Annotated in this window: 9 protein-coding genes; 4 read left to right on the top strand and 5 right to left on the bottom strand. The window is 59.8% G+C overall.

The genetic code is table 11. From position 1 onward, the window contains the following. Positions 1-12 precede the first annotated feature (12 nt). From F4Y00_04920 to F4Y00_04910, 3 genes are read right to left on the bottom strand one after another with little or no spacing between them, the layout of a single operon-like run. A complete protein-coding gene (locus tag F4Y00_04920) occupies positions 13-996 on the bottom strand; it encodes an aldo/keto reductase (GenBank protein ID MYE04298.1) in 984 nt (327 codons plus the stop codon). Between the two features lie 28 nt (positions 997-1024). Continuing rightward, on the bottom strand, positions 1025-1561 hold the full coding sequence (gene msrA, locus F4Y00_04915; protein MYE04297.1) for a peptide-methionine (S)-S-oxide reductase MsrA: 537 nt from the start codon (positions 1559-1561) through the stop codon (positions 1025-1027). Beyond that, positions 1552-2700, bottom strand: a complete 1149-nt coding sequence (locus F4Y00_04910) for a galactose mutarotase (protein ID MYE04296.1) — start codon at positions 2698-2700, stop codon at positions 1552-1554. The genes msrA and F4Y00_04910 overlap by 10 nt, the downstream gene beginning before the upstream one ends. A gap of 223 nt (positions 2701-2923) precedes the next feature. Between F4Y00_04910 and F4Y00_04905 the strand changes: the two genes are divergently transcribed. Beyond that, positions 2924-3772: an MBL fold metallo-hydrolase gene (locus tag F4Y00_04905; protein ID MYE04295.1), complete on the top strand. Its 849-nt coding sequence runs from the start codon at positions 2924-2926 to the stop codon at positions 3770-3772. Positions 3773-3779: 7 nt separating this feature from the next. On the opposite strand, the gene F4Y00_04900 is transcribed toward F4Y00_04905, so the two are convergent. Both F4Y00_04900 and F4Y00_04895 read right to left on the bottom strand, forming a co-directional pair. Then, a complete protein-coding gene (locus F4Y00_04900) occupies positions 3780-4796 on the bottom strand; it encodes a methionine synthase (protein MYE04294.1) in 1017 nt (338 codons plus the stop codon). Positions 4797-4842: 46 nt separating this feature from the next. Then, a complete protein-coding gene (locus F4Y00_04895) occupies positions 4843-5337 on the bottom strand; it encodes an FKBP-type peptidyl-prolyl cis-trans isomerase (GenBank protein ID MYE04293.1) in 495 nt (164 codons plus the stop codon). Between the two features lie 50 nt (positions 5338-5387). Here F4Y00_04895 and F4Y00_04890 point away from each other — a divergent pair, with 50 nt between their 5' ends. From F4Y00_04890 to F4Y00_04880, 3 genes are all read left to right on the top strand, one after another. Further along, entirely contained in the window at positions 5388-7142 is a 1755-nt protein-coding gene (locus F4Y00_04890) for a glycoside hydrolase family 32 protein (protein ID MYE04292.1), read from the top strand. A gap of 81 nt (positions 7143-7223) precedes the next feature. Beyond that, a complete protein-coding gene (locus F4Y00_04885) occupies positions 7224-8612 on the top strand; it encodes a sugar porter family MFS transporter (GenBank protein MYE04291.1) in 1389 nt (462 codons plus the stop codon). Further along, positions 8587-11745 carry a TonB-dependent receptor gene (locus tag F4Y00_04880; protein MYE04290.1) on the top strand — a complete coding sequence of 1053 codons (3159 nt, stop codon included), beginning with the start codon at positions 8587-8589 and terminating at the stop codon, positions 11743-11745. The genes F4Y00_04885 and F4Y00_04880 overlap by 26 nt, the downstream gene beginning before the upstream one ends. Positions 11746-11813: the final 68 nt, after the last annotated feature.

The following is an 11813-nucleotide window of genomic DNA, read 5'->3' as shown; positions in this document are numbered from 1 at the left end:
ATCCGCCTGGAATCAGGCCGCCGCTGCGATCGTTTCCTGCCGTTGCGCCAGCAGGTTTTCTATGGCGTGCACGTCGTTTTCTGAAAGCGCTGCGTTGCCTGCCCGGGCGGTTTCCTCGATCTGGTCCGGTTTCCGGGCGCCCACGATTGCGGAGGTCACCTCGGGTCGCCGGAGCACCCATGCGATGGCCAGTTGAGAAAGCGTCAGATCGTTGCGCTCGGCGATCGGTTTCAGGCCATCGACCAGGGTAAGATTCGCCTCGAAGGCCGGCGCCCGGAACTCGACATTCCCGTGCCGCCAGTCGTTTGCAGGCAGCCCGGCAAGGTGGGCTTTGGAGAATTTACCGGTCAGAAGACCGCATACCATGGGGCTGTAGACAATCACGCCGATGTTGTTTTCGGCGCAATACGGCAACAGGGCATCCTCGACGCCGCGCCGCAACATACTGTAGGGCGGCTGGAGTGACGCCACCGGGTGAATGGTCTGCACGGCCCGCAGGTGTTCCACCGTGAAGTTGGATACGCCGGCATAGCGGATCTTGCCCTCCTCGACCAATTTTGCGATTTCGGTCCATCCTTCCTCGATTTCTCCGAGAGGATCGGGCCAGTGAATCTGGTACAGGTCGATCACGTCCGTTTTGAGGCGTTTCAGGCTCGATTCGCATTCCATGCGTACATCGGCGGCCTTCAGGCTTCCGTAGATGGCGCCGTCGTCGTTCCATAGGCGTCCACATTTCGTGGCCAGAAAAACCTCGTCCCGGCGGCCTGCAATGGCCTCCCCCACGATCTTTTCGGAATGTCCGAGGCCGTAGATGCGGGCTGTGTCTATCCAGTTGATGCCCACATCGAGCGCACGGCGGATGGCGGCGATGGAGTCCCGGTCATCCTGGCGCCCCCATCCGTATTGCCAGTCGCCGCCGCCGATGGCCCAGGTGCCGAGGCCGACGCCGGTAAGTTGTTCTCCGGTATATCCGAGGGGGCGTGTATCGAGAGACATAGTGTTAACAGGTCCTACTTCATACGGGTTACTTCAGGCGAGCCGCGTATTCCTTGCGCAGCTTGGCGACCTTGGGAGCAATGACGATGCGGCAATAAGGTTGCCGGGTATTGTCCCGGTAGTACGCATGGTGTTCCTCTTCCGCAGGATAGAAGGTGTCCAGCGGCTCTATTTCGGTCACGATGGGGTTGTGCCAGATACCCTTGCCGTCGAACTCGGCCAGCACGCTTTGCGCCGCGGTTGCTTGGGCTTCGTCATGGTGCAGGATGATGGAGCGGTATTGCGGTCCGACATCTCCACCCTGCCGGTCCGGTGTCGTCGGATCGTGCATTGTGAAAAAAATATTAAGAACATCCCGGTAGGAGATTTCGGAAGGATCGAAGTCGATTTGCACGACTTCAGCATGCCCCGTACGTCCGGTGCATACCTGCCGGTAGGTCGGGTCGGGGACATGGCCGCCGGCATAGCCCGGGACGATTTTGCGTATCCCTCGAAGCGGCTCAAAGACGGCTTCAAGACACCAGAAGCAGCCTCCTCCGAGCGTAGCCTGTTCCATCATGGTAATACGTCGAAGGAATAGATGGTGCGGGAAGTATACGTTTCGCCCGGTCGCAGAATCGTCGACGGGAACGCGTCCTGATTCGGCGAATCCGGAAAATGCTGCGTTTCGAGACAGAAGCCGCTGCGCCTCTCATAGGATACGCCCTTGCCGGTAATGGATCCGTCCAGGAAATTCCCCGTGTAGAATTGTATGCCCGGCTCGGTGGTATGCACTTCCATGACGCGCCCGGTGACAGGATCCGCGACCCGGGCCGCGAGTCTCAGGACACCGGGCTCTCCGTTCAGTACGAAGTTGTGGTCGTAGCCGCCCCCGTACTCGATCTGGAGATTATCCGCGTCGATGCGCGCGCCTATGGCGGTCGGTTCCGTGAAGTCGAAGGGGGTTCCTGCGACCGGTCGCAGTTCTCCGGTGGGGATCAGCGTTTCGTCAGCGGGCGTGAACCGGTCCGCATGGAGCGTGAGTTCGTGACCGAGGATGTCTCCGCTGCCCACTCCGGCCAGATTGAAATAGGTGTGCTGCGTCAGGTTGACGGGGGTTGCCTTGTCCGTCGTGGCGTGGTAGTCGATTTCGAAGGCGTTTTCGTCGGTGAGCGTATACGTCACTTCCATATCGAGCGTGCCCGGGTAGCCTTCCTCTCCGTCCGGACTGGTGTAGGCGAGCCGCACGCCGCGCCGGCCGGCTTCCTCAAAGGGTTCCGCTGCCCAGACCACCTTGTCGAATCCCCGTTCGCCTCCGTGCAGGTGATTGGGGCCGTTGTTGGCGGCAAGCGTCCAGGTTTCCCCGTCGAGGGTGAAGGCGGCTCCGCCGATCCGGTTTCCGTACCGCCCGATGAGGGAGCCGAAGTATGGGGACTGCTCCAGATACCCTTCAAGCGTGTCGTAACCAAGCGCGATGTCGCCGGGCGTATCCTCTGCGTCCGGCACGAACAGATGGGTCACGATGCCTCCATAGTTCGTGAGGCGGATTTCCATGCCGTGGGCATTCGCCAGCGTGAAGAGCTCTACGGGTATGCCGTCCACCTCGCCGAACGGGGCGACCTGTACGCCGGGAACAGGTTCCGGCGCTTCCGCCTCATCCGGCGCGCCGGTACAGGAAGCCATGAGCAGGAGGGAAAGCATCGGGAAGATTGTGCGTCGTCGCATGAGGAGGGGATGGGGGTTGGCAAAACCGCTGCGGTTACTATGTACTGCGAGAAGGTTGCCAATGTAGGAAATTTCGCAGCGGGAAAACGTCTTTTCGTACCTTTGGGGGCGTATCCGCCTGGAAAGATACGCCAGTCGATGTGCCGACAATACAGGCGGCTTATTTTTGCTGTCGGGCATGGCCTGCCATTCCCGATCCGTGTCATTCTGTAGTACGTATTCCATGATCCAACCCGAACGATCCGGCGACGACTTTCTTGCGGATGTGCGCGCAGCGCATCGCCGTTCCGAACCCTTCCACCTCTGGTGGCTGGGGCAAAGCGGTTTTTTGCTGCAATGGCAGGGCGCTCACTTGTTGTTCGACCCGTACCTGTCCGACTCGCTGACGAAGAAATATGACGGCACCTCCAAGCCGCATGTACGGATCACGGAACGCGTCATCGCGCCGGAGCGCCTTGATTTCATAGATGCGGCGACCTCCACCCACAACCACACGGATCATCTGGATGCGGAAACCCTTCTGCCGCTGATGCAGGCGAACGATGCGCTGCAACTGGTCATTCCGGAGGCGAACCGGTCCTTTGTGGCGGATCGTCTTCGGTGCGATCCTTCATGGCCCGTCGGCATGACGGTCGGGGCGGAAAATACAGTCGGGCCGTTCCGGTTCATGGCCGTGCCGGCAGCGCACGAGACGCTCGCAACGGACGGAGCGGGGCGTCATACGCACCTCGGGTATGTGGTGCAATTCGGGCCGTGGACCGTGTATCACAGCGGCGATACGATCCGGTACGAGGGCATGGCCGATCTTTTGCGTCCGTTCCATATCGATGTTTGCATGCTGCCCGTCAACGGGCGGGATCCGGCGCGCGGCGTGCCCGGCAACCTTACCGGCGAGGAAGCGGCGCATCTGGCGCACGATATCGGGGCGCGGGCAGCCATCCCGTGCCACTACGAGATGTTTGCTTTCAATACGGCTTCACCGGAGCCGTTTTTCGAGGAGGCGGCGCGCCTTGGGCTGCGCACAGTGCAGCTTGCCGCCGGGGGGCGGTGGAGTTGCGATCTGATGGGGTAGCGGTTCGTTACCCCAGTTCCGCCCGCACGATATGCGCCCCCTTCACCATGGTGTGCAGTTTGGCGCGGGCCGCCCAGCGCGCCGTCTGACTGAATCCGCAATCCGGCGTGATGGAAAGACGCTCCGGGGGAACGTATGCAAGAAGCGCCCGGATGCGTTCCGCCACCAGTTCCGGCGGTTCGACGAAGTAGTTCTTCACGTCCACGAGGCCCGCCGCCACATCTTTTCCGGCTTCCACAAGGCGTGCAGTCAGTTCGATTTCGGCAAGCTCGCGGTTTGCGAATTCCATGGCGAATTCGTCCGCATGCATATCCAGAATATGGGGAAACAACGGAGCGTATGTACGGTGCGCCACAGGCCGCCCCACGAAATTTCCGAAACACAGGTGAATGCCTATGCGGGCGTCGACGCCCTCGACGGTCCGGTTGAAGAGGTCGACGAATTCGGTCGGCGCGTCGGGATGGACCGCATAGGAGGGTTCGTCCAACTGGATGAAATCCACGCCTTCCTTGACCAATTCCTGTAATTCGGCCCGGATGAGATCGGAAAACGCGTGGGCCACTTCCATGCGGTCCCGATAGTGTTTTCCGGGGGTTTTGATGCGTCCGGCCAGCGTATACGGGCCGGGACAGGGCATTTTGATCCGCCGTTGCGTGCGTTTGCGGACATACCGGTATTCGGCGACGAGGCCCAAGCCGTCCGGCGCCGTAATCGGTTCCAGCGCTTCGTACCGTTCCCGCTGGTCGTGTCCCGCCGGGCCGATGCGCCGGGGGCTGGGTTCGATATTTCCCAGCCCTTTCAGCCGCCCGTAGAAACCGGCGGTGAAGAAGCCGATACGGCGCATTTCGCCATCGGAAATCACGTCTACGCCGGCATCCTCCTGGTCCCGGATCGCCAGATCGACGGCGTCATCCAGTGTTTCTTCGATATCCCGGACGCCGTACCTGCCCTCTTTCATGGCCTCCAGGCTGGTAAAAAACCAGGATGGCCAGGCGTAACTGCCGATGATGCTTGTTTCGATCATGAAGGGAGGGGACAGAGGTCAGGGCTCCGGATGACGAACCGGTCGGCTACTGATCGGATTCTTCGGATTCTATACTGAGGAGTTCGATTTCGTAGATAAGCGTGGCGTTCGAAGGAATGCCTGCTCCGTCGAATCCGTCCTCTCCATAACCGAGTTCCGGGGGAACAACCAACTGGCGTTCGCCTCCTTCGCGCATGCCCGGAATCCCTTCGCTCCATCCGTCGATGATCGTATCGGAACCAAGAGTGACAGTGATCGGCGCATTCGTAAGGTACGAAGTTCCTATCAGTCTTTGGTCCGTAAGCCATCCGGCATAATGTACTATGACGCGGTGGGTGGAATCGGCTTCTTCGCCGTCGCCAATCACGAAATCGTGATATTGCAAACCGCTCCCGGTCGTTATGTATTCGTCTTCTTCTACCTCGCGCGGCAGCAGAACGAGCACCGGGGGCGGTTCTTCGTTGATGCCGGTATCGCAACCGCCCGCGATGCAGGCAAGGACAACAAGCAAAAGGATTCGCCTTATGCGTCCTGTATTCATCGTTGCGGAAGAGGGTGGGGAACGGAGCGCCGTGGCGTGCCGGTTTGCGAATGGCGTGGAAGATGCCGCATACTTTCTCTCAGAGCGACATTTGTCATGGAACCAGCATGCTACGTATCGGCAAGGGGCATGATCCCTTTACCCTGTACCGGGATGGGTATCGAGCGATATCGTATTTCTTCGAATATCCTATATTTCATGCGTTCCAAACCAGCCCTGTGATCATGTCGGATAAACCCATGCTTTTTTCTTCCCTGCGTTTGCGCTGCGCTGTATGGACCGCGCCGGTTCTCCTTGCCGTGCTGCTGGCCACCGTCCCGGCGCACCGCGCCAGTGCGCAGCCCGAACCCACCTACACGGAGCGCTACCGCCCGCAATACCACTTTACGCCCGCCGTCAACTGGATGAACGATCCGAACGGGCTGGTCTGGTTCGACGACGAGTACCACTTGTTCTACCAGTACAACCCCTTCGGTACGCGCTGGGGCCACATGAGCTGGGGGCATGCGGTGAGCCCCGATTTGCTTCACTGGGAGCACTTGTCCGTCGCTATTCCTGAGACGGACAGCGTCATGGCGTTCTCCGGGAGCGCGGTGGTGGACTGGAACAACACGAGCGGGTTCGGAACCGATGAGAACCCCCCGATGATCGCCATTTATACGGGGCACTACCGGGAGCGGCGCCTGCAGGCGCAGTATATCGCATGGAGTACCGACCGGGGGCGCACCTGGACGCCTTACGAGGGCAATCCCGTGCTCGATTTCGGTCTTACGGATTTTCGCGATCCCAAAGTGTTCTGGTATGCGCCGGAAGAGAAATGGGTGATGGTCGTGGCGCTGTCCGTGGACCGGAAGGTGCATTTTTATTCCTCGAAGGACCTGAAATCCTGGACGTTTCTGAGCGAGTTCGGCCCTGCGGGGAACGTGACCGGCATCTGGGAATGTCCCGATCTGTTCGAACTGCCCATCGAGAACCGGCCCGGGGAGACACGCTGGGTGCTGGACGTGGATAATGGAGGGGGCGCCGTCGCGGGCGGCTCGGGCGGGCAGTACTTCGTGGGGCATTTTGACGGAACCACCTTTGTTGCCGAGCACGCGGATACCCGCTGGGTAGATTACGCAAAGGATTTTTACGCCGCCATTTCCTGGTCCGACGTACCGGAAGAAGACGGCCGCCGCCTGTGGGTGGGCTGGCTGAACAACTGGCTGTATGCCGGAGAGATTCCGACGGACCCCTGGCGCAGTGCGCAGAGTCTGCCGCGCGCCCTGTCGCTGCGGGCCAACGCGCTCGGCGATGTGTGGCTGGTCCAGAAGCCTGTCGAGGAATTGAAGACGCTGCGCGAAACGCATCGCCGCCTCGACGTACGCGCCATTGCGGAAGGAGAACACGACCTGACCGGCGAAGGGATCGCCGGCAAGGCGATTGAACTCGTGGTGGAACTGGAGGTCGGCGACGCCGCGGAAGTCGGCCTGAAAGTGCGTCAGGGCGAAGGGGAGGAAACGGTGATCGGGTATGACGTGCTTCGCAAGGAGGTGTTCGTGGACCGGTATCGGTCCGGCGAAAAGGAATTTCACCCGACCTATGCAGACCTCTTCGAGGCGTCTATGGAAGCGCCGGAGGGGCGCGTAAAACTGCATGTGTTCGTGGACTGGTCGTCCGTGGAGGTTTTTGCCGATGACGGCGCCATTGTGTTCACCAGCCAGGTGTTTCCGTCTCCGGACAGTGAGGGGGTGAGTATCTATGCGGAAGGCGGCGCCGCCCGCCTCGTGTCGCTCGACATGTGGACACTGGCTTCCGTCTGGTAATCGACTGGCCCCGCCGGGTTTTATCCGCTTCATCTCCCTTTAACGGTATTTCGATCAACGAGCCATAGAGTTCTGACCATTATGAACCGTCGCACCGTCTTTTTCAGCACCATCGTGGCCGCCCTCGGCGGCCTTCTTTTCGGCTTCGATACGGCCGTGATTTCCGGCACGACCGAGGCGCTCGAATCGGTGTTCGGACTGGACGAATTCTGGCTGGGCTTTACGGTGGCCTCCGCGCTTATCGGCACCATTGTCGGGGCATTCGGCGCCGGGATTCCCGCCGACCGCTACGGGCGGAACCGTGTGCTCATTGTGCTGGCGGTCTTTTACTTCGTCTCCGCGCTGGGGAGCGCTACGGCGGATAACTGGATTGCCTTTCTGTTGTACCGTTTTCTCGGCGGCTTGGCCGTCGGCGGTTCATCCGTGGTAGCCCCCATGTACATTGCGGAAATCGCCCCGGCCCGGTTGCGCGGACGGCTCGTGGCCGTCAGCCAGCTCAACGTGGTCACGGGGATTCTCCTGGCCTTTTTCTCCAATTACGTGGTGGCCCAGATCATTGCGGATGCGACGGCCTGGCGGTGGATGTTCGGCGTGGAGGCGGCTCCTGCCGCACTGTTCTTCGCGCTGCTCTTTTTCATTCCGCAAAGCCCCCGCTGGCTGGTCAAGCGAGGGCGTTCAGAGGAAGCCCGGGCCGTACTGGAGCGCCTTGGAGAAGTGGAGATAGATAACGAAATGGCGGAAATCGTCGCTTCGCTGAAGACCGCGACCGGTCAGACGGGCGGCAAACTGTTCCAGAAGCGCTATACCTTTCCGATTCTGCTGGCGTGGGGGCTTGCCATGTTCAACCAGCTTTCCGGGATCAACGCGCTGATGTACTACGCGTCGCGCATCTTCGGCATGGCGGGGGCCGGCGTCGATGACGCGCTGTTGCGATCAGTGGCTGTGGGCGGCACCAACCTCATCTTCACCATTGCGGCGTTTTTCATCATCGACCGGTTCGGGCGCCGTCCGCTGATGATTGTGGGCTCCGCGGGCACGGCGGGCTGCCTTGCGCTGGTGGCCTGGGCGTTTTTCGTCGGGGGCGACCAGATGGGGACTCCCGTGCTGATCGGCCTGCTCGGATTCATTGCCTTCTTCGCCTTGTCTCAGGGAGCGGTGATCTGGGTGTTCCTTACGGAGATTTTCCCGAACCGAGTGCGGTCGAAAGGGCAATCCCTCGGCTCGTTCACGCACTGGTTCATGGCTGCTGCGGTTTCCTGGACTTTTCCTGTGGTGGCCGAGGCGTCCGGCGGGTTCGCCTTCGCCTTTTTCAGCGCCATGATGGTGCTCCAACTGTTCTTTGCCGTGAAGATAATGCCTGAAACGAAAGGGTTGTCGCTGGAAGAACTGGAAGTCAAACTGGGCATCGGCACAGCGGAGCTGGAAGCGCTTGAGGAGCGGCTTCATGCGGAAGCGGGCGAAAATGCATGAAATTTTTGTCAAAAGAAAAAAAGGGGTATGTTTGTGTGATTGTGAGAGAACCCCGCCAATGCGTATATTGCGCCCTGCAGTTTTTTGCATCCTTCACCTGTATTCCTTCCCAACTGGTTTGCGTAGAAACATGTTCAGGAAACTACTGCTGTCGATGGCATTGGCGCTTTTTGGAGCGAACATTGCTTTTGCACAGGTCACCGGAACCGTCACAGAAGCCGGAACGGATATTCCCTTGCCGGGCGTCAATATCGTCGTTGACGGAACGCTTACGGGCACCACGTCAGGACTTGATGGCTCCTACAGCATCGAGGCCGGCTCGGGAGACGTGCTCGTTTTTTCCTTTGTCGGATACCTTTCCCAGTCCATTCCGGTAGGTGACGCTACCGTAATCGATGTGCAGTTGCAACTGGACGAGATTCTACTGGAAGAAATCGTCGTGGTGGGCTACGGCACGCAGAGCAGGGAGGACGTAACGGGTTCGGTGGCCACCATTGATGTGACCAATGCCCGGAAGGGCCTCGTTACGGCCCCCGACCAGCTCATTCGCGGCCGCGTGGCGGGCGTGAACGTTACGCAGAACAACGGGGAGCCGGGCGCGGGGTTCAACATCCGTATTCGCGGCGGGACATCCATCAGCGCTTCGAACGACCCGCTTTACGTGATTGACGGCGTGCCCATCGACAACAGCCCCATTACGCCGGGAGGCGTGGGCGTGGGGGGCGCTCCCGCTCCGGGCCGCAACCCGCTCAACATGCTCAATCCCGGGGATATCGAAAACATCACCATCCTGAAGGATGCCTCGGCCACGGCGATCTACGGCTCGCGCGGGGCCAACGGCGTGGTGCTGATTACCACGAAAGGCGGTTCTTCCGAACGTCTTTCCGTCAATTACGAGGGGTACGTTTCCGCTTCCCAGGCTTCCCGGTCGCTGGATCTGCTTTCGGCCTCCGAGTACCGGTCGTTCGTGCAGCAACAGGTCAGCGCCGGCGTACTTAACCAGACCAATCTTGACGCACTCGGCAGCGGCGATACCAATTGGGAGGACGAGGTTACGCAGACGGGCGTTTCGCATTCGCATAATTTGTCCTTCGCAGGGGGCGCGAACAGCACGAATTATCGCGCTTCGTTCAATTACCTGAATCAGGAGGGCGCCGTGATCAGTTCGGGCCTCGAGCGTTTGACGGCGCGTCTCAACGCCGATACCGGGGTGCTGGACGACCGGATTCGTCTCGGCATCAATCTGACGAGTTCGTTCAATCAGGACGATTTCGTGCAGTACAGTGAGACGGGCGGATTCGAGGGTGCGCTTTTCACCAACGTATTTGCGTACAACCCCACGTTTCCCGTTACCAATTCGGATGGGTCCTGGTATGAAACCGGAGCCGGCAGGCAGTCCGTGCGAAACCCGGTAGCGCTTGCCAATCAGGTGGAAGACTTCTCGAAGATGACCCGAACCCTCGGCAACGTATCGGCGGATATCGATCTTGTCGAGGGCCTGACGTTCAGAATGAATTACGGAGCGGACAGGTCGCAAGCCACGCGCCGGACGTACCTGCCGAAAGGAAGCCCGGTCGGCTACGAATTTGGAGGGCGTGCGATTCAGGCCAACAGGGAACGCACCTCGCAGACGTTCCAGAGTTACCTTACCTACAACGAGATTTTCGCCGACGACCATACGGTGGATATTCTCGCAGGCTATGAGCACAACGAATTTTTGTTCGAGGAATTTCGCGCGGAGACGAGGGATTACGTAACCGACGCCCTGAGTTACAATTCGCTGGAAGCCGGCGCCTCGCTGATTCCGCCGACCTCGCAAAAGGAAACCAGCCGTCTGATTTCCTTCTTCGGTCGGGTCAACTACAATTATCGCCAGCGGTACTACCTTACCGGCGTGCTGCGCCGTGACGGGTCTTCCCGGTTCGGCGATGGCAACAAGTGGGCCATGTTTCCCGCTGTTTCCGGCGCCTGGCGGATTAGCGAGGAATCGTTCCTTGCCGGCAACGATCTGTTCGACGACTTGCGGCTGAAGGCCGGTTGGGGTGTAGTAGGCAGCCAGGAAATTGCCAACTACCTGTCACTTGCGCAGCTTGGCGCGGATCCGGGCAACCGCGCGGTGCTCGGCGGAGTGCCCATTACGGGAGTTGCGCCGGTCAATTTCGCCAATCCGGACCTGCAGTGGGAGGAGACCTCCTCCATCAACGTGGGACTGGATTACAGCCTGCTGTCGGGCAAGTTCTCGGGTTCCGTCGAGTACTATGTCAAGAACACCAGCAACCTTTTGCTGGAAATCCCCGTGCCGCAGCCGGCTCCCGTGCCGACCCGCATCGAAAATGTGGGCGAGACACAGAATCAGGGCATCGAGTTTTCGCTGGATTACGCGGCGATTCAGGATACCGATCTGAATGTCACCTTCGGGGGCGTTTTCAACGCCAACCAGAACGAAGTGGTGAGTTTGGGCACTCGGGATCAGATCATCACGGGCGCGATCAGCGGACGCGGGCAATCCGACGCCTTCGCCCAGTTGATTCTTCCCGGCGAGCCGCTCGGCACGTTTTACGGTCCGATCTTTACCGGCGTCGAGGGTGGAGTACAGCAATTCCAGGACGTTGACGGAGACGGCCAGATCGAGCCGACCGGCGACGACCGGGCTATTCTCGGGAATGCGCAGCCCGATTTCACGTACGGGTTTCGCGCCAACGTGGATTGGAAATCCTGGGATTTCAGCCTCTTTATCCGGGGCGTTCAGGGCGTAGACATCTTCAATAACACGAGACTCGTCTACGAGACGAAGAGCGCGGTTACCCAGGGGCAAAACTTCCTGGCTGCAGCGCTCGACGATCCCGACGGAACGACCGAAGCCGCCAAATACTCCTCGCGCTGGATCGAAGACGGCTCGTTCATTCGCGTCGACAATGTGACCATCGGTTACACGATCGATACGGCGCAGATGATGAGTCAGTTGACCAGCGCCCGGATCTATTTCTCGGCCAACAACCTGCTGACCATTACCGACTACGAGGGATACGATCCGGAAGTGAATACAAACGCCGGATTGGCCACGATCGGCATCGATTACACGAATTACCCCCGGCCCCGCACCTTTACAGTGGGTGTAGCGCTCGGGTTCTGAGCATCACGGTGATTGCAATCCCCGGTCGATTGCAGCCATGTCCATCTTTTTACTACGCATAGCCACCG

It is taken from the genome of Bacteroidetes bacterium SB0662_bin_6 (genome assembly GCA_009839485.1).
Taxonomy (GTDB): Bacteria; Bacteroidota; Rhodothermia; order Rhodothermales; family VXPQ01; genus VXPQ01.
This window is presented reverse-complemented; position numbering and strand designations above follow the sequence as displayed.

Excerpts from the sequence above, each read along its gene's own strand:
- F4Y00_04920 (MYE04298.1), bottom strand. The coding sequence starts at position 996 with ATGTCTCTCGATACACGCCCCCTCGGATATACCGGAGAACAACTTACC.
- F4Y00_04910 (MYE04296.1), bottom strand. The coding sequence starts at position 2,700 with ATGCGACGACGCACAATCTTCCCGATGCTTTCCCTCCTGCTCATGGCT.
- F4Y00_04905 (MYE04295.1), top strand. The coding sequence starts at position 2,924 with ATGATCCAACCCGAACGATCCGGCGACGACTTTCTTGCGGATGTGCGC.
- F4Y00_04900 (MYE04294.1), bottom strand. The coding sequence starts at position 4,796 with ATGATCGAAACAAGCATCATCGGCAGTTACGCCTGGCCATCCTGGTTT.
- F4Y00_04895 (MYE04293.1), bottom strand. The coding sequence starts at position 5,337 with ATGAATACAGGACGCATAAGGCGAATCCTTTTGCTTGTTGTCCTTGCC.
- F4Y00_04890 (MYE04292.1), top strand. The coding sequence starts at position 5,388 with ATGGCGTGGAAGATGCCGCATACTTTCTCTCAGAGCGACATTTGTCAT.
- F4Y00_04885 (MYE04291.1), top strand. The coding sequence starts at position 7,224 with ATGAACCGTCGCACCGTCTTTTTCAGCACCATCGTGGCCGCCCTCGGC.
- F4Y00_04880 (MYE04290.1), top strand. The coding sequence starts at position 8,587 with ATGCGGAAGCGGGCGAAAATGCATGAAATTTTTGTCAAAAGAAAAAAA.